Raw genomic sequence first — 24,060 nt, 5'->3', positions numbered from 1 at the left:
CTTCTCACTACCCAACTTTTATTATTTTTTTATCTTATACAGTTTGGACGGCCTGGTTTTCATATACTATCTTTCCATCCATAATCGTCATTTTCACTTCCGTTTCAAGAATTTCCTCTGTTGATATGCTAAATAAATTTTTATTTAATACTGCGATATCCGCTATCTTCCCTGCTTCCAATGTGCCTAATTCATTTTCTCTAAAAGACCCAAATGCCGGTGTAGCCGTGTAGTATTTTAACGCTTGTGCTAATGTTACTCCTTCCGACTCTTGCCACGCCTTCCCGGTTAAATCTTTTCTTGTGATTGCCTGATAAATACGCATCATAGGATTTAGGGGCACTACAGGAAAATCTGTACCAAAGGCAATTTTAGCACCAGTATCCACTAGTGTTTTGACAGGATAATATAGAGGTTGTTGTTTTTCACTAATTCTAGCTGTATATGCCTCACTTTCCATTAATTCGATATGTTTAGGTTGAAAGGAAGCGATTACATTTAATTCCTTAAAGCGATGAACATCGTCTGGATGCAATACCTCCACATGTTCAATGACATGTCTAGCGTCTCTTTCTCCATTTACGTTTCTCGCTTCTTCAAATGCATCCAATGCTAAGCGGACAGCACCGTTACCAATAGCATGGAAACGAATTTGAAATTTTTCCTTATCTGCCTTTTTTACTAATTGTTTAATTGTTTCAGCTGGATAAGTGGTTCCACCTTTTGTTTCAGGACGGTCTTTGTAATGATCCAATAAAAAAGCAGTATGACTTGTCACAACACCATCTATAAATTGTTTTAATCCAGAAAAGGTAAGCTTGTCTGACTGATAATCTTTTTGTAATTCCTTTGCGTCAGCTACATCCATTTTTAACTCCGGTGAAAAGTGGATTCTAGTTGTAAGTAACCCTTCTCTATCAAATTCCTTAAAAATTTCAAGATCGTCTAATGGATTTGGCGCAATTTTAGCTCCGTATAAATCATTAACGGATGTTATTCCCAATCTTTTTGTTTCATTAAGAAAACCTTGGAATAGTTCTACACGTTTTTCTTTCGGTAATTTGTATGCATGTTCCGACGCATACCCAATTGCCTGTTCAAATAGAAGGCCTGTCAGTTCCCCATTTTCATCTTTTCCAATTTCTCCATATTCCGGATCGGGGGTATCCTTCGTTAATTGAATCATTTCTATCGCTTTACTATTGATCCATGCGTAATGCACTTCTGCATTGAATAGTAAAACAGGACGATCACAAATATATTTATCTAGTGTTGTTCTATGTGGAAGCACTTTCTTCTTCCAATTGGTATGATCCCAACCAACACCAAATATCCACTCATCATTTGGTCTAGTTTCTGCAAATTCACCTACTGTTTTAGCTACATCTTCTTCTGAAGCTGCATCAAATAATTTGGCACTATCCTTCTGTAAAATGCTTCCCATCATAATGTGCATATGAAAATCATGAAATCCCGGAATAATTAGTCCCTCTTCCATGTCATACACTTTTGTTAGATCTCCAAGAAATGACATTATTTCTTCTTTAGAACCGATTTTAATAATTTTATTATCTTTAATAGCGATAGTTGCCTTTATTGGCTCATCTTGTAACCCAGTAAAAACATGTTGACCAGAAAGAATGATGTCTGCATTTACCATTATTATCCTCCTTAATACATAAAGCTTTTATGCTTGAATTTCTTTTTCAATCGCACTATCAATGGAAAGCTCTGGCGGCCGCTTACTAAACATTTTCGTATTTGAAAGCAGCATGATGACACCAATTCCGAACCATCCCAGTCCGAGTAAGAGTGCCTTTGAATCAAGACTGGTCCATAACCAAATTGTGAAACTCGTACCAATCATCGGTAATATTAGGTATTTCAGTGCATTAATTCCGTTTCGCTTTTTTTCTCTAATGAAATAATGGGAAATAACCGAGAGATTGACAAATGTAAAGGCAACAAGCGCCCCAAAGTTAATAAAAGATGAGGCTGTCACTAAATCAACAAATAAAGCAGATAAAGCAAAAATACCAACTATGATGATGTTGTGTGTTGGAGTTTGAAATTTTGGATGAATATGACCAAATATTTTCTTTGGAAGAACTCCATCTCTCCCCATCGCATACAAAAGTCGCGAAACACTTGCATGAGCTGATAAACCAGAAGCTAGCCCCCCCGTAATATAACCTGCTAGAAAAATAGATTGAAATAAATTACCCCCGATGTACATAGCAATTTCCAAGGAAGCAGAATCTGGATCTTTAAAGGCCTGGAAATTTGGGTAAACAAGGTGACTGATGTATGAGATGGTGACAAACAGACCTCCACCTATTAATGCGACAAGGAAAATGGCCTTTGGTATTATTTTTTTCGGATTGATGGTCTCCTCTGAAAATGTGGTAACAGCATCAAATCCTAAAAAAGATAAACACAAAATGGAAGATCCCGCTAATACTAAAGATAGGGGTATATCTCCATTCACAAATGGAGAACTCATAAGTAATGTTCCTGAACCCATTCCGTTAAGTACCCCTTTAATTGAGAGGAATGTAAATATAACTATTATTAAGAATTGACAGGCAACTAATAAAAGATTTATTTTTGTTGCTATTTTCACTCCAATTATATTTACAGTGGTGATTAAAATTACAAAGCCAATTAACCAGACGGAAAAAGGAACGGATGGAAAATATGCGTTTAAGTAAATAGCGATCAGTAATCCATTGATCATTGGCAAAAATAAATAGTCTAATAGAATAACCCATCCTACTAAGAATCCAAGATGAGGATTAAGAGCCTTTTGAGTAAATGTATATGCAGAACCAGCAACAGGGTAGGCCTTAACCATTTGACCATAACTATAGGCTGTAAACAACATACCAACTAAAGCTATAATATAAGCAGCAGGTACCATCCCTTTCGTTATTTCCGCAACAACCCCATAAGTTGAAAAAACTGTTGTAGGTGCCATATAAGCCAATCCAAATAGCACTAAAGGAAATACTGTTAACGAACGTCTTAATTTTGCATTCTCCATGTATCACTCCACCCTTACTCGTGATTAGTTAACTAATATGCAAATATCATACCAAGCGGAGATTGATCATTTAACGATTGAATCAATGATATTTTCACAATAATTATAATATATTGAATTTTTAATAAATTAATAGTTTTATGCAATCTTACATTAATTATGTAAGATTGCATAATTAGTCGTTAGAGACGAAGATGTCTCACCGCGTGTTGTTCTGGTTGAACCGAATAAGGTCCGATTAAATAAGAGACGAGCCGTAATGGCTCCATCGTATTAGGCCTGACACACGGAGATTATCTATGGATACGAATCTCGCAATTGTTTAGGATTGGCATTAATGCTTATTACGGCATTTTGTTCCATTGATGAAATATATGACTCTAAGAAAGACGATTCGAATGATTAGATTATTATTTCCCGAATTCCCCCTCCAATTTCCTTTGAAGGTGTAACCCTGCGCTCTTTCAGATAGTGATAATGTTGTTTACTCATGAACAAGCGACAAGTCTATCGATGCTGATAATACTTCTTCTCCACGTCCCGCTTCAGCAATTACCCTGCCATATGGATCAACAACAAGCTCTCTCCACAAAACGAAGTTTCCTCTAGCTGTCCGACTCGATTTGCCATAGCGACAAACATTTGATTCTCTTGTGCTCTGGCTCGAATGGCAAGGCAAGACACCGAATCAAACAATATCCCTCCCCTTGAAACTACATTATTCGAGATCAACTTGGGAACCAAAGTCTTTCTTTCAATCCTTTTGCCACTTCTTAATCAAAGAATCAGTATAAGTTTTAAGTGTGTTATACGCATCCACGGATATCACCCCTTCTTTTTTATGCTTGTCAAGTAACTGGTTAAACCTTTGCATGTGCTTGATAACCCTTTTGGCTGCTTCCCGTTCTTCCAAACGGATCACTGTATCCAAATGTGCCTGTAAGGAACGAGCAACACCTTGGTTGGCAAATTCCCCATCTTCTTCGAATTGCTCAACAAGTGTCTTTATATAGAATGCATTAATAAACGTGGGATCACGGAATACTTCCTTCCCCTCGAACAAATTCAACAAAATCTTCGTTTCATTAATTTCCGTTTCTGGGATCTCGAAAAGATTTTTATCCAAAACGACCAAGTCCGCTTTTTTGCCCACTTCAATAGAGCCTCTTTCATCCTCTGCGAAAATCACATTAGCACCGTTTATTGTATAGCTAGTAATCATCTCCTCGAGAGATGCTTTTTCCTTAGGCCATAATGCTTTTTCGGTTTGATCGGTTTTGTCCCGATCCAATCTTGTTATCCCTACCTCTATTCCTGTAAAAGGCCGGAAGTCACTTAGAAATTCACTTGTGGAAGGAAAATCACTTGATGAAGCAACGGGTATTCCTGCTTCAAAATAGCTATTCATCCGATTAAGATTCTTTAATTCTTCTCCTCTGACATCAGCATACCAATCATTTCCAAACCAGGCGGGCTGAGGAACAGGTATTACTCCTAAGTCCTTAAACCTGGCAACATCATCTTCCCGAACCCAGTCTAGATGGGTAATCACATGCCGGGAATCTCTTTTTCCATTTACTTCAGCCGCATATTCAAAAGCGTCTAAAGAGTTACCGCTGGGATAAAATTCCTGATTGCCAATCGCATGGATATAGACGCGGAAACCCTCTTTATCTAAAGCAGCCACGGTCTCCTCTAAAATATCTTGATCCCAAACCAGTTGATTGTCACCGACGCCGTCAGAAAATATTTTAATTGTATCTATCTTGTACAACTCTCCTTGATAATTGTCACGCACTTCTTTAAATCTCCCGATCTGCTCTGTACCTTTGGTTTCATCAGCCCATAACCCTAAATCGTACCTTAAGGTCAATTTACCTGCATTGTCCAGATCTTCAAATGCTTTAAGCAAATTTTCGGTTGGGTAGTGAACGGGCACAAATACCGAGGTAACTCCATTTTTAGCAGCCATTTCCTGAAAAGCTAAAAGCGCTTCTTTAAATTGCTGTACCGTAAAGTCTGGTTGAGGAAGAGCACTAATCACAAGGTTTTGGGCGGAAAATTCGCGGAAAATCCCTGTCGGCTCTCCTGTTTTGAGATCGCGTTCAATAATTCCTCCTTGCGGATTTGGGGTGTTTTTATCTATTCCTGCATTCTCAAGTGCTTTTGAGTTAACCCATATATCGTGATGGCTGCTTGAAATAAAGACAGCAGGAATATCAGGGACAACTTGGGCGAGCCATTCTTTAGGAGTAAGACCACTGGATTCGATTAAATTTTGGTTAAAGCCTACCCCACGCAATTGCTTAATATCGGGATGCTCCTTTAAGTAATCCTTGATGGCCTGTTTGTATTCTTCCAAGGTGGAATAATTAGTAATATCCAACCAAAAAAGACTTTCCGCCATAAGATACGCATGGGCATGGCTGTCGATAAATCCAGGTAAAAGCATTTTCCCCTTCAGATCAATCACTCTGGTGTCGGTCCCTTTGAAAGCTGCAACTCCCTCGTCATCACCAACGTAAAGAATCTCGTCATCCCTAACCGCAACCGCTTCCGCCCAACTTCGATCTTCATCAACTGTGTAAACGTCACCATTTTTAAAGATCAAATCAGCCTTTAGATTCGATTTTTTCTTCGCCGACGTACTCCCTGTAAACACCGAACTAAAAAGCAAAACTATTAATAGAAGGCAAAAATATTTTTTCATCGTAATCAAACCCTTTCCATTGGATTTTAAACCTTTTACTAGTTCTCCCTAAGAAAACAATCCATTACCCGCTTATTTGATTTTCTGAATCCTTTTCGTTTATTTTCCTATTTTCAGAGAGAGGAATACTTTTACTTTGACTATTTCGGACAAATAATACTGAGATAAGAGATGCGATACAAAGAAATACTAAAAATGATGCAAGTGGAACCCAGGAATTATCGTATGTGCCCACTAAAATAGTCGCAATCATTGGAGCAGTTCCACCAAATAATGCAGAACCTGTTTGATAACCAAGTGTTATTCCTGTATAACCAACATTCGTGCTAAACATTTCGGTAAACATTGTACCAATAGTCGCCGCAATTGGAGGCCAGAGAATTCCTAAGCCTACTATTGAAATAAAGTATAACCAAGGAGTAGATTGTAAGGAGAATAAATAAAAGTATGGAAAGGCAAAAAGAGTAATTCCGATTGTACCAATAAGAAAAACGCTTTTACGGCCAATCTTATCAGACAACATTCCCATAAATGGCATGCAAATCGCTGTAACAATGGTTGCAACAGTAATTACATTTAACGCTGTTGTCCTTGGAAAACCTTGTGTTTCTGTAGCATAGGATATAAAAAATGTGGAAAATAAATAGAATGGTCCAACTTCAACACATTTTGCACCTAACGAAATTAAAACAGCTTTCCAATGATATCGTATTGTCTCAAAGAGGGGGATTTTTACGACGTTTCCTTTTTCTTTCTCTTCTTTAAATGCCGATGTTTCCTCAATCCCTCTTCGTATCCAAATACCGATAACCACCAAAACCGCACTTAGTACAAATGGAACTCTCCATCCCCATGATAGAAATTGTGATTCTGGAAGTAAACTCATTAACGAAATAGAGAATGTTCCAAGTAACATCCCAAGAGGGATTCCCATTGCGGGAAAGCTTCCAAAAAAGCCACGTCTTTCTTTGGGTGCAGATTCAACCGCTAAGAGAATTGCTCCTCCCCATTCTCCACCAAGTCCAATACCTTGAACGAGACGAAAAAAAACAAGAAGGATCGGTGCCCAAAGCCCTATCATGCTATATGTTGGAAGGAGTCCAATACACACAGTAGAAACTCCCATTAATAGAAGTGAAAGCACGAGAGTATTTTTCCTGCCAAACTTGTCTCCCAAATGACTAAAAACAAGCCCACCAAGAGGCCGTATAAAAAATGTAATACCAAATGATGCATAAGCAAGCAATAAACTTACAAACGGATCATCATTAGGAAAATACAGTTTATTAAATACAAGTGCAGCAACGGTTCCATAAAGAAAGAAATCAAAAAATTCAATAGTACTACCAAGTAAACTTGCAAATAATATCTTTTTTGATTTCTTGTCCAGTCTCTTTTTCCCACTCAATTTAATACACCTCCGGATTAGTTGAATTTCTGGATGTGGATTCTTGGATGTGAAGATCACTATTCCTCTACATTTCCTTTAATAGAAGGTTAAAGGTTCACCATCATTAATAACGAACTAGGTTACTTCCCCGATAAATAGAGTCTGATCTCCTGCTATTTGCTTACTTTGCTCCTGACATACGAGGTCAAATTCTAACCCCTACGTTGTTTATTGATGCTACTTCTACCTCTAGTATTACTTTCTTGTTCATAATCACCTTGAACATGCAGTTAATGAGCTTCCAAACCCATAAGTATTCCGTATAATGTATTGTGTATACACAATACATTATAGAAATACCTTAAATAAGGACACTAATCGTTCTGGTGAAAAAGCTTAAAGACAATCGCAATTTGTTCTCAACCGTGAACAAATTGATATATCATGTTTATCGGTATATCCAAATTTCTGTGAAATCTCGAGTGCTGCACTCTTAATCTTTTCAACCAATGGAGGCAACAACTCCTTTTGGTAATTCACCTCAAGACCAGCAACACTAATGCCCGCTATGATATAACCTTTGTTATTAAAAATAGGAGCAGCTACCGCAGATATATAATTTTCAAGTTCCGAGTGACTGACCGTAAATCCCATTTTTTGAGACTCTTCTAGAAGAATACGAAGTCTCTCTTTATCAGTAATCGTTCCAGATGCGATCGACTTCAGTTCGATTTTCTCTAAATATTGTTCCCGCTCATCATGTGGCTGAAAAGCGAGAATGACACGAGAACACGCTCCGGCATAAAGCGGTGTTCTCCGGCCAATTGCCGTATTAAGCCTTACACGCTGTTTTGTATCCAGTTTCTCAATGTAGATTGCCTCTTTGCCATCTTGTACAATGAGATTAACAGCTTCCCCTACCTCATCATGAAGTTTTTGCATAATCGGCAAAGCTACCTGCCGAATATCGAAGCGTTCAGCTACTAAATGGCCAAAATGAAGAAATAACAGGCCAAGTGAATATTTTCCATCACTTTCTTTATGAAGAAGACCCATCTCTTCAAGTGACATGACCATTCGATGAACAGATGTTTTCGGTATCCCTGAAAAATGTACGATTTCATTAAAACTTAACTTTGTATGCGTCAAGAAAAGATTAAGGATATCCATTGATCTGACGGTTGTCTTATTTTTGCTTTGCATGAGTTTCCCCTCCTTAACAAAACAAAGCGTTTTCAAGAAAGCTATACGGTCTTTTCAAATAACACGAAACAGGATCATCGCTTTATTAAGAAACCAGTACGCTCCAAGTTGGGATTCAAGTCTTTTCAACACAACTTTAATTATCAAACTTAAACAATAATCCTGCCTTTATCATTCTTTCCCTATAGCTGATTAGCTGAGTATTTTGCCGTATTTTCCTTCATAGAAGGCTAGTGGTGCCCCTTCGCTAATGACGATATCAGTTACTTCTCCAATAAAGAGTATATGGTCCCCAGCTATTTGTTTACTATGGACCTTACATACAATGTTTGCTATAGCATCTTTTATTACTGGCAGTTCATTTATCCAGCCAAATTCAATCTGACGGTTTTCTTTAATTTGCCCCGCAAAATGCATGGATAACTCTTTTTGAGCATCAGACAATATATTTACAGCAAATTTTCCAGACTCATTAATTTTATCTAGCATTTTAGCTTTTTCGCCTATAGATATTAAGACCAATCTTGGATTAAGGGAAACTGACATAAATGCATTCGCCGTCATACCGTGTGCTTCATCTTCTAAAAGTGTTGTAATGACTGTTACTCCTGTAGCAAATTTCCCCATCGCATTTCTGAAATTTCTATCATCCATCAGTTTGTAACCTCCTTAAAATTTTAACTATACTGAGCCATTGACTCAAAAGGTATCTGTTTTATGAATTTAACTGTCAATTCTTCCACAACACCTCCCTTCAGCCATTCTATAATTTGACCGCTTATTTCATCATTTCTCTTGCTAGACCCATATCTTATAAATAAGCCATGACAAGTTTTGTTCTTGTTTTTAATTTCCACACTATATATACCTGGTCTTGGCAGGATATATTTATTTTCGATATAGATCACCATATTTTTCTTTTTCTCATGTTTATGTCTATTTGAATTAAAAACGAAACCTTTAATTTCAAAATGATGTCCCAAATAGCAAGGTACAAGGTGGACATCTCCGTCGCTTACTATTTTTCTAATTAAAGTTGAACTAATTTTTTCGTCATTATGTACCTGTTTTGAAATGACGGTTACATCAAAGGGGTTGTATTTGCTCACTTTTTGCAAATAATCAACAGTACCCTGAGCTTTATTCCCAAAGGTAAAGTCAAATCCTACTACTATGTGTTTAGCTTGAAGACCTAAAACATATTGTTTAATAAAATCAGATGGCTGAAGGGAAGCAAATGATAAATTAAACTTTATGACAAAAAGTTTGTCCACTCCAATAGCAGCCATTCTTTCAATCTTTAAAGCGAGAGGAGTTAAATATCTCCAATCCTTCTCCAATTTGATTACTTCATTTGGATGTGGATCGAAGGTCATCGCCGTGAATTTAAGTTTGTTTTTCTCGGCTATACTTTTGGCCTGCTTTAACAGAGATTGATGACCTAAATGAACACCATCAAAAAAACCTAATGCCATTACGTGAGGCTCCCTTGTATATAGGGATTCCTTTAGTGGATGTGCTAAATGGAATACTTCCAACATGCTTCACCTCCTCCGTCATCAAGATAATGGTTTTTTATCAATTAGGAAAAAATGTTTACTCGATTTTATTTGGTGTAATACTGGACTTCAAAAACCTTGCATCCGTTTGGTAACTTCCAAGGACCATGTTTCGTGCCCGGTGGACAGACATCAACCATTCCTGCTGTAAATTTTTCATTTAATTCTAAGTAAAAAACAAATATTCCATATTCATCCAACAATTGAATGCGCACGCCATTTGTTAACGATTCCAAGTTAGTACACCTGATGAAAGAGCATAAGCACAAATTTAAGCAAGAAAATCAAATTTTTATCCTTCAACTCATCTAGACACTTACACACATGTTCTTTTGTTTCTTCATCCTCTGTTTTATCTTCTTTTATGAATCATGCTAATCCGATTATCCTATCAAAAGTTTCCAAAAGTTTTTGTGTAATGGATTCTGTATACATAATCCATTACACGAAAAATTCAGTTACTTACTTCCTGAGGTAATCCAATTATCAATTTGAGCATTCAGCACTTGGATCCTGCGTAAGAATGTATCAGAGATAAAAGGCCCCTCGTTGTTTAATGTCACGAGAAGCCATTTGATAGATTACCATATTCGTATAGGAATGCAGGATCTGATTCGTTTAACACCTACCTGTTTATTGTTCCTTGGAGTAGTAACGGACCTCGAAAATCTTACAGCCATCTGGTGATTTCCACGGTCCATGCTCCATCCCAGGAGGACGGCAAGCAACCATTCCTGCTGTAAATTCCTCATTTAGACGTAGATCGATTAAAGATCCTTCAATAATATATAATTCTTCCCAAAAATCGTGGACTTGCACTCCATTAGGAGAAGTGTCTGTCCCTGGACCATTATGAAGAATTCTTGTAGCGACTCCTGTAGTAGGGTCAGAAGCAATGATCCTTTCAGAAAGGCTCTTAACCTTACTAAAAGGCTGCGCTTCAAAAGTGGTATGATCGACAAATTCATGTTCTTCTTTATTCTGATCTGCATAATAGCGAACTTCGAATATCCTGCAACCATTAGGTGATTTCCATGGTCCATGCTCCATCCCAGGAGGACGGCAAGCAACCATTCCTTCTGTAAATTCCTCATTTAGACGTAAATCAATTAAGGATCCCTCAATAATATATAATTCTTCCCAAAAATCATGGACTTGTACTCCATCTGGGGATGTATCAGTACCTGCCTCTAGTTCAAGAATGCGAGTTGCCACATTAGTATCTGGAATCTGCGCAATAATTCGTTGGGATGCACCTTCTACAGTTTTTGAAGGTACAGCCTCAAAGGTTTTATACTTTACAAATTCAATTTCTGGTTTTCTAACCATTTTCATTTCTGATTTTCCCATGTCATACTGCCTCCGCATCCACTAAAATATGAACCTGATAATTTAATTGAATTTTGTTATCCGTTAAACGATCATATAATTCTGCTGAAAATGCTTCCCCATAAATAAATTCACCATTTTTAATTGGTAATGTTCCGCAAAACACAATCATATCCTCACTATCATATCCACGTTCCTCTATAATTTTGAGCAATTCTTTAGGATGCAAGAATTCTTCCAGTTTGCCTGTTTGGTACTCTTTTTTCACCCCATCAACAATCATCCAGCTTCTCATTTCAATGTCATCCCATCGATCTTTTACGTCATCCAAGGGCCAAAATTGTGTTGAAATAGGCTTGCTGCATACTTGTTTGGATTTCTGAATTGACACTTTTTCAAGCTCACGGTCCGTGTGATCACTACCTAGTCCTAAATACCATTTCCCTTCCATTTTCATTATGACCACTTCTGCTTCTCCGCTGCTATTTTCTTGAATAACTGAAATTGACTGATTTGTTGTAATAAGATTTGTTGAAAGATCGTAAATCATCGGAACTTGCGGAGGAGCTGGAACGCCGATCTCCTTCAATTCATCAATATGTTTTTTTACAGACTCCTGGTCTTTTCCCGTATAGCCGGCAATAAGTAATCGTTTAGGATCTGCGACAATATTTCTTCCACAAACATTAATATTTATCAACTGAATTCCTCCTGTCTATCTAAGACTCGATGCTTCAAATTAGGGAATACATCACGAATTTTAGTGACCTGAGATGGATCAATCTCTGTTTTTATAATAGTTTCTTCATCTCCTCCGGCAGCCACAACAATCCCCCATGGATCAACCACTTGACTATGACCAGCTAAAAGGACGTCATTAGTATTACCAACACAATTACTCGAAATCAAGAAACACTGGTTTTCCAATGCTCGAACTGAATTGAATAATTTCCAATGCTCCAGCCTTCTATGTGGCCAAGCAGATGTAACTAGAAGTAATTCTGCTCCTAAATCTACTTCTGCACGATACAATTCAGGAAATCGTAAATCATAGCAAGTTGATAAGCCAACTTTCCCGAATTCTGTATCTACTACAGTTGTTTCATTTCCTCTCGTCAATATTTGACCTTCCTTTGAACCATAACGAAATAAATGCATTTTTCGATAGGTTCCTATAAGTGTCCCATCAGGAGAAAATAGAACACTTGTGTTGTAGTATTTTCCATTATTTTTTTCTATAAAACTACCTGCAAATATATATGAATTAACTTCCTTGGCCTTTGAGGAGAAACGTTGTACAAAATTCCCATTCAGTTCTTCTGATTCGTCAATATAACGGTCAAATGAAAAGTACCCCGTTGCCCACGTTTCAGGCAAAACGATTAAATCTTGTCCTTTTAATCCATCAACCATTGACTCCACACGATCGATACGAGCAGATTTAGATTCACTATCTTTAATCTCTAATTGTATTGATGCAATTTTCATTTCTTCAACATCCTTTCATTTATATTAGTTCTTTCACCTGAGTGGGAAGAGAATAGCTTTCTAAAAATTTATCCACCATTTGAACCGGCTCATCATATCCGTAATTTCTAAATGAAAAGCCTTTCGTTACGAAAGGTGCACCATTATAGAACATTTCATACTGTTGATGTCTGCCTCCAAATTCTGAACCAATGATATCCCATACTAACTTAAATAGTTTAATTTTCTCCTCAGCCCCAACTCCCGTAGAACGTATATATTGATACATATCATCTTTCGTTTCAGGATTGATGAGTTCTTTATATGAAGATGGTAATTGTAAAACACCTCCACCGCATAACTCCCTTAAAATTTTGATAGTGGAAGCATAAATAGTTTCCTGTTGACCTACTACTCCATAAAGAAAACGTGGATTCGGTCGTGCCACACCGTTTTTGTCGATGGTACAATTATATTCAGAAGCTAAAAGATTACCTTCTACAGAAGCCGCAATAGAAGCAAGTTCCCCTAACTTCTCTTGGACTGAAGGGATTTTATCAATTCCATTCATAGCAGCAACTTTTCGAGCAGCACCAATCAAAAATTTCAATTTATTGCTAAATCTTATTTGTGCTTGGTTATTGCCTAATACGTGAGCTGGTGTTTCATGGAACTGAGCTCTCACGATGTCAATATTTTTGTAAACAAAAATATCTTGCCAAGGAATAAATACATCGTCAAAAACAACTAATGAATCGCTTTCATCAAAACGAGAGGATAATGGGTAATCAAATGTGCTTGGTGATTTTTCTGCATAACCAGGTCTCGCATAAAACTTTAATCCTTTTGCATGAATCGGCAGTACAAAAGACAAAGCATAATCTTCATCACCAGGTCTGAGTGGTGTAAGGCAACTTACAAATAAGTAATCTGATACCGCTGATGCAGTACCGAGCATTTGAGAACCTCGAACAATAATTCCATCTTCTCTTTCTTCGTACACTCCAACTGGTAGAAATTTATCTTCCTGCTCATGAGCTGCTTTACTTCGATCAATTTGTGGTGGAATAATAACGTATGTTACATACAAATCCTCATCTCGCACATGTTTATAGAAATTCAAAACATTATTTCCATAACCTTCTCCTCCACGATCAAACACTTCGGGTGAACTGGCAAAAGCAGCCAAAAAGCTGGCGACGTGATCAGGACTTCTTCCGACAAATCCACAAGTTGCTTCAGACCATTTAGAAATCGCCAATCTTCTCTCTTTAAGTTCTTCCCGGCTCCTTGGAATCATATATATTTTATTTGCTAGCGTACCGTCCTCAGTTTTGTATGTCATATTCTGAGATTCATCTGATGCTAAATCGTATAAGCCTGCAATGGTATGTGTAATTCCTGTAAAAGCTGGGTGGGTCGTCACATCCTGTACCCGTTCCCCATTTATATAGATTGCTCTATCATCTTTCAATGTCTGTAAATATTCTTTACCTGTTCTAACCATACCTGATTCCTCCTATAAGTTTGAATAAGAAAACAAGAAACATTTAACAGCTTAACAGCGAACCTTAATTGTATTATGTGTGGTGTATTATGTATTGTGTATACATTAAAGGTTTTGACACTACATATATCGAATTTCATGTTTATTCCGTCATATCCTTTACTCTTTTACCTATGAACATTAACAACGTGTTCTTTTACTTCTTGATGAGTGCTGACTTATACGTTTTAATAATTGTGATCTGCACTCCGTAAAATAAAATGTCATGAATCTTTTCCACTACTCCTTCAATAAGAAAGATATTTCCAACGATATAAATTATCAGGTTTTCCAATTTTGGCATTGGACCAAAGAGACAGTGGGTAAACGCTTTCATTTTCAATAAACTATAGACTTAGCTCTGACTGATCTCTCACTGTTTCAACAATAAGACTTACAATTTATAGAAAAAACTCAGGAAAAGGCATTCGAAGAATTTCCCCAAGGCTTTTGCTATAAACGTGACAAAAGACTTGGTTTGACCTTGCAATATATCTTCTATTTCATAGGCTGAAGTTGATTCTAAACCCTTATTTTTTGTCCCTAGAGATGTAGTAAACTACCTTTTATCAGGAGCAATCCCCCCTTTCAAGCATTTGATAGAGAATCAGGAATTATCAACAATAATTAATGTTTCTTTTGTTTTTTCTAAATGGTTTAAAATCGCCTGTGAAGCTAGTTCGGGGTTTTTTTCCTCTAAAGCCTCGATAATCTGATTATGTTCCATCAAAACTTTCTTCATTCTCCCATGTTTACTGACTGCTTTTAAACCCATAAGCTGAGTAAGGTTATGAAGATTGTTCAAAACTTGCTCTATTATGGTGAAGTTTGCTAGTCTTGTCAGCGAGAGATGAAACTCATGGTCTAGCTTAATAAAACTGATCGCATCATCATTTTGCAATGCTTCTTCTTGTTGCTTCAGAATTAATTTAAGTAACCTCAGTTGTTCAGGTGATGTAATTTCTTCTGTTAGTTTTTTCACCGATTCAACTTCAATAGCACTTCTTAGTAAAAAGATTTCATCCTGTTCCTCTGGTGTAATCTTTCTTACCGTTAATCCCTTCCTTGGAATAGAAACAAGTAATCCTTCCTTCACCAAATCTTGAATAGCTGCCCTTACTGGCGTTCTTGAAGTATTTAACCTTTCCGCTAATTGAACTTCTGTAAATATTTCATCCCTGGTAATACCACCAAATAAAATTGCTTTTTTTATTTGCTTATAAACTTTATCTTGCGTTGTTCTTTCCTTTTCGATTGGTTTTAAATGGATTCCTGCCATATTAATCCGCCCTTTTTGATAAGTCTTTTCAATATGAATAATTTGAATCTATATGATTGGTTAAAATTTCATATGTGTTATGTATACATAATACATATAGATCAAAACATAAGTCAATAATATTTTTTTGTTTTTTTCTGAATTTTACAAACCAACCAGAACCTTTTTATTCCGTAAGGAAAGGAGCTGCCAAAGCAACTCCTTTGAAAGAGTAAATTAACAATAGTCGAAAATATTTGTAGATTTTATAAAAAGTTTCTCTAAAACTTCTTTAAAGACAGTTCCGGTCTTTAGCTAACGCACCCCTTGTTTAAGTGCATTTTTCACGTTCCGTTTGTCGACAAAAGGGAGTTTGGAAAGTTTGCCTGCAGTTTTTTCCTTTTAAAAGTTCCAGCTTGATTTCAGAAATCCATTAAGGATTACTGTAAAAAAATAAAGGTTAAACTAGTCTTAATCAAGGTCCGGGATGAGACCATTTGTGTACAGTCCGTACATATAAAAATTTAAGTGTTAGTGCTATCTTGTTTCAATCGCCATACGCAAGTTCGAGATGACTCCAAGAAGCAATATTAACGAACAAACCATTTTTTCAAAAGCTGTTCCAAATAATTGCAGTATAAACCCAAATGACCAAAGCACAACAAAAAACCAACATATCACGGTAATTCCTTTATAAAATATATTTCTGCCAACAAACAGTGTGAAAAAACCTCCAATTATAGAAATAATGGTATTCATAATAGAAATTGGTAGCTGAGCAGCCAGAGATTCAGACCGTCCACCATTAACCCATGTCAATGGAATAATGCCTTTAATAATAAGAACATGGATTAAGATAGTCAAAGAGTAAAAGCTAATCCCCATAAATACAGCTGTTTTCATATCAATTTTTCTAAGTCTTTCTAACAGACAATCACCTCATTTCTCCCTGTTATCATATTATTTAATTTAGTGATGTTCTATTCATATATCTACTGTCGTATGACACGTTACCCTTTGCTCAAAAACCCTCCGAATTTATTCTTCTTTTATTGGTAGTAAGATTTCGGAAGATGTATCAAATATCAACTTTATTCTTTTACTACACTCATCAACGAATCAAGGTGAAATTTAAAAGCATGTGCCCGGTAGATTATCGGGTTCATGCCCTCAAGGCTGCCTAAGTAAATAAAGTGTCTAACTTTTTGGGTTCACTTTACTAATGCAAGTCCTTGTAATTTCCCCTTCATTCTTTCAATGAAGGGAGAAAAATTTCGTGGGGATACTTCTGTTGGATATAGCGTATTAGTGCAGTGACAACTTGCGGACCGGATTCTACGAGTCTACCTTGTTCAAATGCAGTGAAGTTATCACCGCCTGAAGCTAAATAGTTACTAACGGCTACTTCATATTCGTTGCTTGCCTGAATCTCTTGACCCTTCATGTCTTTCAGCGCAACAACGCGGCTGCCAATTGGGGCTTTTGGGTCCCAATTATACGTTAAACCAACCGTTTGTAACCTATTTTCATAATCTTTCGCCCACTGCTGTTCTAAAGCAAGTTTTATTTGATCTCCTGTTAAGATTAACTTACTGACACTATGACCCATAGGCAAGCCTGTATAAAGGTCTTCTACAGTGATCTCCCCTTTTTTTAAACTTTTCCGCATTTCGCCTTGATGGACAAAGGCTATATCTACCCCCAGGGCTTCCCGCTCAGATTCTGCAATCATTTTCGCTAATGGGGATTCACCGTTTGCATCTTGATTTCGTCTGATTTCTTCAGGCATTTCTCCTATTACTTGATTAAAATGGCTCCCCAATCTTTTTCTGTATTTATCTAGAAGAGCAACCGTTTCTTTATCTGGTTTTATATGATGATGTGCAGTGACAATAATCTTTGCTTGTTTCTTAACGATATTTTTAGTATATGGGTCAATTTCAAGTTTTACTTGAGAAAAGGCTTTCCCATTAGAATAAGCTTGAACGATCAGTTTACCAGCTGCAACGGTATTGGCATATCCATGGCTGTGACCGGCAAAAATGACATCGACCTCATCATCGATTTTTGGAGCCATCTCCACTAAAGCTCCGCTGGAATTTGCTCCTGCCTTATCTGATTTAGCTGAATCATGTGCCAGTACAACAATTACTTTGATCCCTTTTTCCTTTAAAATCTTAACGGTTCGGTTAATAGCTGAAACTTCATCCGTAATTTCTACTTCTTTTCGATTTTCAGGTGCCACATACAGGTTGGTCTCTTCTGTTACCACCCCGATAAATCCAATATTAATTCCGTCAATTTGTTTAATAACATACGGTGGTAACACGGAAGTACCCGACTTTCTATCGATTATATTTGCAGAACTGTAAGAAGTATTGGCACCTTGAAAATAACCTGTTTTTTTATTGAATCCTCCATAAATAAGACGTTTCATTTCATTTACGCCTTCGTCCAATTCATGATTTCCAGGTGTCCCGACATCAAAGTGCAGGAGGTTTAAAAATTCAATCGTGGGTTCGTCTTGAAATTGAGAAGAGATTGGGGGACTTCCTCCTACCATATCACCTGCATGAACAAGTAGTGTATTTGGGTTTTCTTGTTTATATTTTTTTAAATGGGCAGACAGGTATTCAGCCCCACCTGCCATGGTTCCTGAAACCATTTGATATTTGTTTAGTTGGCCGTGAAAATCATTAACGCCTAACAAATGTACTTGAATGTAGCGGTTGGATGTGGAATGATTCGTTGTGGAATGATTGGATGAGAATGCTGAGATTTTATAAGTTACGAAAATGATGATAAATACCAAGATGAACAAAGAAGATATGGCCTGAAATTTTGACAATTTCCGATCCCTCCCTCTAGATGTAAATCAAGAATAACTCTTGAATTTTATATCCGTATAAAGGGACCGTGATTTTTTGTTATATTTCATATAATATTTGTTAACTTAACCCAGTACATGCATATCTTTTTAAAATACTCATACGGCTTAACACTTTAGTAATCTGTTAAGATTTTGACTAGAATAAATCCAGTTTTATTTAAAAAGGCTCCAATTTTTCTACCCATTAAACCGCTAGTACTTGAATTTATCCTCATTCTTAAAAATTGCACTTATTCTAACGCACTCCTTCAGTTTAATTACGCTCGTGCGGAAAGTGGTGCAAGGCCTTATCAGATTCCCCGGCCTAATTTGGTACTAATGGACAGGTCTAATCATATTCTTATAAAAAAAACAATAAGAAGGGGTGCAAAGTCAGTTGATAAAAGTTAAGGTTGGTTTACGGCAAGGTTGCCTAACTAAATAAAGTGTCTAACTTTTTGGGTTCACTTCATATTGGCCCTGCTTTTTATTTGACTATTACTTTCCCAACCATTCCTTCCTGGAAATGGTACCGGCATGTCAGTTCATATGTACCGGGCTGTTTCGGTTGCACGGTAATGGTTTTTTCTTTACCTGGCTGGACCTCGGCGTCAATTCCTAGTTTTCCCACTGTGAAGGTGTGTTCTTTTGTACCTTTGTTTTTCAATATCAACGTTGTGACTGTTCCATTCGGAATAGTGATGACTTCCGGATTAAAGTAATCATCGTTTAACTCGACCTCAATCGATTTCCCCGTAGGCTGAGCTACAACACCGGATTCGGCAAATACGCCGAGTGAGCCTAGAGTTGTCACAACTACAAACATTGCAAGCACAACGACCCATCCTGTTACCCGCTTTTTCACAGACATTCGCAATCCCTCCTTCCCTAACACTATTTTTTTCTAATCCATTAATATATTATTACTATTAATTTGGTTGCAAAGGAGAGATGCTAGTCAGCTCCTTTGCAAAGCACCTGATAGCTCAATATCAATCATTTATACAAGATATCATCTCTTAGTGTAGCAACTTTAGTTAAAGCTGTATCTATGTCAGCTTCATTCACTCCAAAGTGAGCTAGTGCATCATTAAGATGTTTTACAATGGCATTAAAATGGTCTGGTTGCAGATTCAATCCTTGGTGAGCTTTTGCCATGGACTGTCCAGAATATTGTTTTGGACCACCTAATGCAAAACTAATGAACTTTGTTTGATGACGGCGTTGCTTTTCCATATCCGTCTTTTCAAAAAAATGATTAACTGTCTCATCCTTAAGAACCAATTCGGAGTAAAAATAGTCCACAACTTTTGCTATCGCTTCTTCTCCGCCGACTTTTTCATAAAGTGTTTGTTCCATATATACACTCCTAATTTGTATTTAATAGAAGTATTCTCTGTAGAAAATTTATTTTTATTCCTTATCTTTCATCAAATCCCTTTAATTGAAAAAATAAGCTGCTCTAGCACCTTATGATCCCTAACATTCTTATGCAACTATCCTTCCCCTTTAAATCCATAAGATAAAGTGCTGCCAAAGCAACTCCCATAAAGAAGAAAAGAATGGTTAGTTTAAGTACATGTTTTCACAAAAAAAACATCCACTATTTTATAAAAAAAGACTGCCTTAATGACAGTCCCGTTTAAGTCCTTTTACTATTTAGTTCATTATGAAAAATCTTCATTAGTTAAATCGGTATTAACTCCAATGGTTACCCTACTTCCTTCACCAGCAGCTATAATAACTTGTGAAGGTGCAATTATAGAAGTATCACCAGCTGCATAAACTCCCTCAATATTGGTGTGCCCCATAGAATCTGTAATGATGCCACTATTTTCATCTTGTTTACAACCAAGCGATTGCCCAATAGATGAAGATTGTTTCCATTCAGGAGTAATAAATCCGCCTTACTATGACTACATCATAATCATCAAATATTACTTTCTCTAGGAAACCATCTTTCCCTTGTAATGAGGCAATTCCCTGTTCATAAATTTTAATTCTTTAATTATGCAACGTTTTTTTTCTTCCTCGTGAGATAACTTTTTCAATAGCCACTTACATTTCATATAGTCATCATAATCTTATGAATTTTCCTTCTTAGATAATGAGAAGGAAATCTGTATTACAAAATATCCAATACAATATTGATCTTTTTATCACCCAAAAGATATTAAAAAGCTTTTATGTCTAGAATTAAACAAAAAATAATGATTTAGCCCATTCAAACCTTTATTATGTGCTAAATCAAGAATAAGGAGAAGTCATCATCCATTAGAGGTTATTAATTTCTAAAAAAAACAATTGTGGACTAACACTTTAGTCGCTTCTCTCCCCTTTTCCTACGCAAAGAATCATAACTTTAACAGTAGACATCAATTTCAAGATAAAAAAGTTACCAGTTTGGCCAAAAAATAAGTATAAGAATGTAATAGATTGGATAAACTAATAAAAAAGGAGTGGGAGATTATGGAGACTAAAATTAAAGAAGGAACGAAAGAAATGTGGAGCGAAATTAATGCATGTATAACTCGGAAAATTAATGAAAAACATGATTTATCTTTTCAAAAGAAGAGCAATGATAATTATATGAATCTATATATTCAAACAGCCGTATTACACACCCTATTTGAACTATCGGATGAGTTCAGGAAAATTGAAAGAAAATATAACGGATTGTGATGCTTTCGGAAAGGTCATGCACCAAATTTAACTTAAAGGTGGATTAGGATTAAACTCTTAAGGGAGCTCTTTAATCCTAATCCACCTTTTCTTTCCAGCTTTATCACTTACCTTATTAGCTACTGCAATTTGACCAGCATTATTACTGTACCATTTGCTTCCCTACCCTATAAATCCTCTTTTTAACCCAACTAGAATCCATTAAGCCAAATAGAAACCCCACCAGTTGTTAATAGGACCAGGTGGGGGTTTTTCATGTGTTTCAAGTATTAGTATACTATCTTGATTGACGGATAATCTTAATGGCACGCTAGCTTTAATACTATTATTTGTTGTTTTATCAATCTAAAATCTTGTATATTTAAATGAGTATATTTTATAACTTACCGATGTTTGAAACGAATGATCCCTAGCAGCTCGGAATAGCTAAAATCATTGAAAATAAATATTTTTGAAAGTGAGCTGAAAGCTGATGATGTGGTCACCACTATTCGAAAATGATGTACCTGCAATTATTCTTCCTTAACGGCAGAAAATTGCATCTCCGTTAGGGACTGGAAATGTTTAGTTAAAACGGAGGGTACAAAATGAAAAACACTATATTAGGTTCTTTATATTTATCACTCGCTGCTAGCATTTGGGGCGGGATGTATGTTGTGGTAAAAGTTGTGGTAGACGTTGTTCCACCACTTGAATTAGTATTATTACGGTATGTAATAGCGATTTTAGCTTTGCTGACAATTGGTTTTATAACAAAACAATCTTGGCGGATTGAAAAACGAGACTGGCTTTTGGTTTTCATTATCGGACTTGTCGGAAACACAATTTCCATCGTAACCCAGGAAGTCGGTACGCTACTATCCACTGCACAAATGGGAGCCATCATTACTTCAACAACACCTGCATTTATGGTGATATTTGCACGTATCATTTTAAAAGAAAAGATCACGTTTAAAAAATCAATTTCTGTTATTTTAGCGACAATCGGTGTCGGTATCATTGTCGGAAATGCCCATATCGGCTCATCTCATCAACTTGGGGGCTTATCACTGCTTATTGCTGCATTAACTTGGGCACTTATGTCTGTTTTAATTAAACGTGTACCTGGGCAATATTCACAAATTGTTATAACGACCTATGCAGTGCTTGTGGCAATTGTCTTTTTAACACCTGTTACAATCAGTCGATTGGATGAGCTTGATTTTCAAGCAATCATGCATCCATCCATATGGGGCGGCCTTCTATACTTGGGCGTTATTTCCACAGCATGTGCCTTTTTACTGTGGAATCGCGGACTGCAAATGCTTACCGCTTCAAGTGGTGGATTATTTTTCTTTTTACAACCTATAGTCGGTAGTTTTTTAGGTTGGTTAATACTAGGTGAACAAATCGGCTTGTCTTTTTGGATAGGTACAATATTAATATTTATCGGTGTGTTATTAGTCATTCGGGAAGAATAACCCACATTAAAAAGTTTATTAGAGTTATATATTAAAATGTACCCTGTAGAGCATTCACTTAAAAAAAGTCTGCCTATAGGGTACTTTTTGTGTTAAAAAAGGGGGATTGGGGAAAATTTGTTTTTTTGTTTGTAATTTCTCCTTACTAATACCCCTTTATGTTAATAATAAGGCGGAATCCAAGAACTCATCGCCGCACCGTCCCAACGGATTCTTGATTTTCAAGACAAAAAGTTGTTTTTTTTCATTCCTATCAGTCTATTTACTTAATAAATACCATTTATACAATCATTACGTAATTATCATTTGAATTTTATATACATTTCGAAATCATTTTTGTTATCATTAATTGATAATCTTTTGGAAATGAATGCTAAATTTTATAACAAAGGAGGAATCGTTCTTGAAAAAACCATATACGGAATTGACGATTGGAATGATGAGAACGGGGATATTAGGTTTCGGCGGCGGGCCATCTGTCATCCCGCTCATCCGCCATGAAGCAGTTTCCCGCTATCACTGGCTCGACGATGATGAATTCGGGGACACTTTGGCGATTGCCAATACACTCCCAGGACCGATTGCCACGAAGATGGCCGCATATCTTGGTTATAAATTAAAAGGCTGGCCGGGAGCCATCGTAAGTGTGGCCGCTCACGTTTTACCTTCATGCATTGCGATGGTTTTCTTGATAGCGTTCATTAATGTTCTAAGTAATTCCGCAATGATCAGTAATATGATCGCTGCTGTCATGCCGGTGGTTGCCGTCATGCTTGGTCAAATGGCTTATGAGTTTGGCGAAAAGGCGGTAAAAGGGTTAGGAAAGGTGTTCGGAATCACCTTTTTTGCGATTTCCTTTTTGCTTCTGCAGGTCATTTCCCTGCATCCGGGTATCGTCATCATGATTTTTCTTATATATGGAGCGTTTCATTTTAAATTAAAGGATAGATTGAAAAACAAAAAGACTGATAGGAAGGAGGAATCCGCTTAATGGGTCTTATTATCCCAATAGGAGTTACTGTTTTTCTGGCGTTTTTCATAGCCAATATTCTTGGTTACGGCGGAGGTCCAGCCTCGATTCCGCTAATGTATGATCAAATCGTCATCCGTTATGGCTGGCTTGATAATACCGAGTTCTCACAAATGCTTGCGTTAGGAAATTCACTCCCAGGACCGATCGCCACGAAAATAGCCGCATATGTCGGATATGATGTATATGGCTGGCCAGGATTTCTAGCTGCATTGGCAGGCACGATCATCCCTTCTGCCGTGGCTTTGATATATTTATTAAAAATCCTGCGAAAATACAAGCAATCCCCTATCGTAAAAGGCATGTCCCTGCTTGTGCAGCCCGTGATTGCGATCATGATGTTATTGCTCACCTGGAATATGGCTGCTGATGCCGTCGGTTCCATCGGCTACATCCATTCAATCGTCATCGCTGGATTGGCCTTCCTGGCTTTAGGTAAATTCAAGATTCACCCCGCTTTCGTAATCATTCTTGCCTTTATGTACGGCGGCTTTATCATACCGCTCACATGATA

23 protein-coding genes are annotated in these 24,060 nt (G+C 36.9%); 4 read left to right on the top strand and 19 right to left on the bottom strand.

Annotated elements, in window-relative coordinates; genetic code table 11:
* Positions 1–34: 34 nt before the first annotated feature.
* From Q8G36_RS11155 to Q8G36_RS29260, 19 genes are all read right to left on the bottom strand, one after another.
* Positions 35–1,660, bottom strand: coding sequence for an amidohydrolase (locus tag Q8G36_RS11155; protein ID WP_305160230.1), 1,626 nt, complete (start codon positions 1,658–1,660; stop codon positions 35–37).
* A gap of 27 nt (positions 1,661–1,687) precedes the next feature.
* A complete protein-coding gene (locus Q8G36_RS11150) occupies positions 1,688–3,043 on the bottom strand; it encodes an APC family permease (RefSeq protein WP_305160229.1) in 1,356 nt (451 codons plus the stop codon).
* Positions 3,044–3,595: 552 nt separating this feature from the next.
* Entirely contained in the window at positions 3,596–3,685 is a 90-nt protein-coding gene (locus Q8G36_RS29265) for a hypothetical protein (RefSeq protein WP_370694047.1), read from the bottom strand.
* A gap of 112 nt (positions 3,686–3,797) precedes the next feature.
* A complete protein-coding gene (locus Q8G36_RS11145; protein ID WP_305160228.1) occupies positions 3,798–5,753 on the bottom strand; it encodes an amidohydrolase in 1,956 nt (651 codons plus the stop codon).
* A gap of 64 nt (positions 5,754–5,817) precedes the next feature.
* Positions 5,818–7,167 (bottom strand): MFS transporter, encoded by a 1,350-nt coding sequence (locus Q8G36_RS11140; protein WP_370694050.1) that lies wholly within the window; start codon positions 7,165–7,167, stop codon positions 5,818–5,820.
* Positions 7,168–7,539: 372 nt separating this feature from the next.
* The gene (locus Q8G36_RS11135) at positions 7,540–8,346 is read right to left on the bottom strand and encodes an IclR family transcriptional regulator (RefSeq protein WP_305160226.1); all 807 of its coding nucleotides are present in this window, start codon (positions 8,344–8,346) and stop codon (positions 7,540–7,542) included.
* A 192-nt stretch (positions 8,347–8,538) separates the two neighbouring features.
* Entirely contained in the window at positions 8,539–9,000 is a 462-nt protein-coding gene (locus tag Q8G36_RS11130) for a flavin reductase family protein (protein ID WP_305160225.1), read from the bottom strand.
* Between the two features lie 23 nt (positions 9,001–9,023).
* Positions 9,024–9,887 carry an FAD synthetase family protein gene (locus tag Q8G36_RS11125; RefSeq protein WP_305160224.1) on the bottom strand — a complete coding sequence of 288 codons (864 nt, stop codon included), beginning with the start codon at positions 9,885–9,887 and terminating at the stop codon, positions 9,024–9,026.
* A 65-nt stretch (positions 9,888–9,952) separates the two neighbouring features.
* A complete protein-coding gene (locus tag Q8G36_RS11120; protein ID WP_305160223.1) occupies positions 9,953–10,141 on the bottom strand; it encodes a hypothetical protein in 189 nt (62 codons plus the stop codon).
* A 397-nt stretch (positions 10,142–10,538) separates the two neighbouring features.
* Entirely contained in the window at positions 10,539–11,255 is a 717-nt protein-coding gene (locus tag Q8G36_RS11115) for a hypothetical protein (RefSeq protein WP_305160222.1), read from the bottom strand.
* A gap of 1 nt (position 11,256) precedes the next feature.
* Positions 11,257–11,934, bottom strand: a complete 678-nt coding sequence (locus Q8G36_RS11110) for a DUF2848 family protein (RefSeq protein ID WP_305160221.1) — start codon at positions 11,932–11,934, stop codon at positions 11,257–11,259.
* The gene (locus Q8G36_RS11105) at positions 11,931–12,722 is read right to left on the bottom strand and encodes a carbon-nitrogen family hydrolase (protein WP_305160220.1); all 792 of its coding nucleotides are present in this window, start codon (positions 12,720–12,722) and stop codon (positions 11,931–11,933) included. The genes Q8G36_RS11110 and Q8G36_RS11105 overlap by 4 nt, the downstream gene beginning before the upstream one ends.
* Positions 12,723–12,741: 19 nt before the next feature.
* The gene (locus tag Q8G36_RS11100; RefSeq protein WP_305160219.1) at positions 12,742–14,208 is read right to left on the bottom strand and encodes a 4-hydroxyphenylacetate 3-hydroxylase family protein; all 1,467 of its coding nucleotides are present in this window, start codon (positions 14,206–14,208) and stop codon (positions 12,742–12,744) included.
* Between the two features lie 646 nt (positions 14,209–14,854).
* Complete coding sequence (locus Q8G36_RS11095) at positions 14,855–15,526, bottom strand: GntR family transcriptional regulator (protein WP_305160217.1); 672 nt, start codon at positions 15,524–15,526, stop codon at positions 14,855–14,857.
* A gap of 516 nt (positions 15,527–16,042) precedes the next feature.
* On the bottom strand, positions 16,043–16,408 hold the full coding sequence (locus Q8G36_RS11090) for a hypothetical protein (protein ID WP_305160216.1): 366 nt from the start codon (positions 16,406–16,408) through the stop codon (positions 16,043–16,045).
* A gap of 343 nt (positions 16,409–16,751) precedes the next feature.
* Positions 16,752–18,353: a bifunctional metallophosphatase/5'-nucleotidase gene (locus Q8G36_RS11085; protein WP_305160215.1), complete on the bottom strand. Its 1,602-nt coding sequence runs from the start codon at positions 18,351–18,353 to the stop codon at positions 16,752–16,754.
* 508 nt (positions 18,354–18,861) lie between these two features.
* Positions 18,862–19,245, bottom strand: coding sequence for a cupredoxin domain-containing protein (locus tag Q8G36_RS11080; RefSeq protein WP_305160214.1), 384 nt, complete (start codon positions 19,243–19,245; stop codon positions 18,862–18,864).
* Positions 19,246–19,370: 125 nt separating this feature from the next.
* On the bottom strand, positions 19,371–19,733 hold the full coding sequence (locus Q8G36_RS11075; RefSeq protein WP_241593607.1) for a group I truncated hemoglobin: 363 nt from the start codon (positions 19,731–19,733) through the stop codon (positions 19,371–19,373).
* A 308-nt stretch (positions 19,734–20,041) separates the two neighbouring features.
* Positions 20,042–20,242, bottom strand: a complete 201-nt coding sequence (locus Q8G36_RS29260) for an FAD-dependent oxidoreductase (RefSeq protein WP_370694049.1) — start codon at positions 20,240–20,242, stop codon at positions 20,042–20,044.
* 601 nt (positions 20,243–20,843) lie between these two features.
* Here Q8G36_RS29260 and Q8G36_RS11070 point away from each other — a divergent pair.
* From Q8G36_RS11070 to Q8G36_RS11055, 4 genes are all read left to right on the top strand, one after another.
* The gene (locus Q8G36_RS11070; protein WP_101224302.1) at positions 20,844–21,056 is read left to right on the top strand and encodes a hypothetical protein; all 213 of its coding nucleotides are present in this window, start codon (positions 20,844–20,846) and stop codon (positions 21,054–21,056) included.
* Positions 21,057–21,643: 587 nt separating this feature from the next.
* The gene (locus tag Q8G36_RS11065; RefSeq protein ID WP_305160213.1) at positions 21,644–22,516 is read left to right on the top strand and encodes a DMT family transporter; all 873 of its coding nucleotides are present in this window, start codon (positions 21,644–21,646) and stop codon (positions 22,514–22,516) included.
* 370 nt (positions 22,517–22,886) lie between these two features.
* Positions 22,887–23,507, top strand: coding sequence for a chromate transporter (locus Q8G36_RS11060; RefSeq protein ID WP_370694046.1), 621 nt, complete (start codon positions 22,887–22,889; stop codon positions 23,505–23,507).
* Positions 23,507–24,058 (top strand): chromate transporter, encoded by a 552-nt coding sequence (locus Q8G36_RS11055; RefSeq protein WP_305160212.1) that lies wholly within the window; start codon positions 23,507–23,509, stop codon positions 24,056–24,058. Before Q8G36_RS11060 ends, Q8G36_RS11055 begins: the two co-directional genes overlap by 1 nt.
* Positions 24,059–24,060 lie beyond the last annotated feature (2 nt).

The sequence above is a fragment of the Peribacillus frigoritolerans genome (assembly GCF_030676415.1).
GTDB classification, from domain to species: Bacteria; Bacillota; Bacilli; order Bacillales; family DSM-1321; genus Peribacillus; species Peribacillus frigoritolerans_A.
Note: the sequence above shows the minus strand (reverse complement) of the source record. Positions and strands in the feature narration are given on the sequence as shown.

Excerpts from the sequence above, each read along its gene's own strand:
- Q8G36_RS11090 (WP_305160216.1), bottom strand. The coding sequence starts at position 16,408 with ATGAAAACAGCTGTATTTATGGGGATTAGCTTTTACTCTTTGACTATC.
- Q8G36_RS11055 (WP_305160212.1), top strand. The coding sequence starts at position 23,507 with ATGGGTCTTATTATCCCAATAGGAGTTACTGTTTTTCTGGCGTTTTTC.
- Q8G36_RS11070 (WP_101224302.1), top strand. The coding sequence starts at position 20,844 with ATGGAGACTAAAATTAAAGAAGGAACGAAAGAAATGTGGAGCGAAATT.
- Q8G36_RS11060 (WP_370694046.1), top strand. The coding sequence starts at position 22,887 with ATGCTAAATTTTATAACAAAGGAGGAATCGTTCTTGAAAAAACCATAT.
- Q8G36_RS11130 (WP_305160225.1), bottom strand. The coding sequence starts at position 9,000 with ATGGATGATAGAAATTTCAGAAATGCGATGGGGAAATTTGCTACAGGA.
- Q8G36_RS11150 (WP_305160229.1), bottom strand. The coding sequence starts at position 3,043 with ATGGAGAATGCAAAATTAAGACGTTCGTTAACAGTATTTCCTTTAGTG.
- Q8G36_RS11135 (WP_305160226.1), bottom strand. The coding sequence starts at position 8,346 with ATGCAAAGCAAAAATAAGACAACCGTCAGATCAATGGATATCCTTAAT.
- Q8G36_RS11125 (WP_305160224.1), bottom strand. The coding sequence starts at position 9,887 with ATGTTGGAAGTATTCCATTTAGCACATCCACTAAAGGAATCCCTATAT.
- Q8G36_RS11080 (WP_305160214.1), bottom strand. The coding sequence starts at position 19,245 with ATGTCTGTGAAAAAGCGGGTAACAGGATGGGTCGTTGTGCTTGCAATG.
- Q8G36_RS11145 (WP_305160228.1), bottom strand. The coding sequence starts at position 5,753 with ATGAAAAAATATTTTTGCCTTCTATTAATAGTTTTGCTTTTTAGTTCG.
- Q8G36_RS11155 (WP_305160230.1), bottom strand. The coding sequence starts at position 1,660 with ATGGTAAATGCAGACATCATTCTTTCTGGTCAACATGTTTTTACTGGG.
- Q8G36_RS11095 (WP_305160217.1), bottom strand. The coding sequence starts at position 15,526 with ATGGCAGGAATCCATTTAAAACCAATCGAAAAGGAAAGAACAACGCAA.
- Q8G36_RS11100 (WP_305160219.1), bottom strand. The coding sequence starts at position 14,208 with ATGGTTAGAACAGGTAAAGAATATTTACAGACATTGAAAGATGATAGA.
- Q8G36_RS11105 (WP_305160220.1), bottom strand. The coding sequence starts at position 12,722 with ATGAAAATTGCATCAATACAATTAGAGATTAAAGATAGTGAATCTAAA.
- Q8G36_RS11065 (WP_305160213.1), top strand. The coding sequence starts at position 21,644 with ATGAAAAACACTATATTAGGTTCTTTATATTTATCACTCGCTGCTAGC.
- Q8G36_RS11115 (WP_305160222.1), bottom strand. The coding sequence starts at position 11,255 with ATGGGAAAATCAGAAATGAAAATGGTTAGAAAACCAGAAATTGAATTT.
- Q8G36_RS29265 (WP_370694047.1), bottom strand. The coding sequence starts at position 3,685 with ATGTTTGTCGCTATGGCAAATCGAGTCGGACAGCTAGAGGAAACTTCG.
- Q8G36_RS11075 (WP_241593607.1), bottom strand. The coding sequence starts at position 19,733 with ATGGAACAAACACTTTATGAAAAAGTCGGCGGAGAAGAAGCGATAGCA.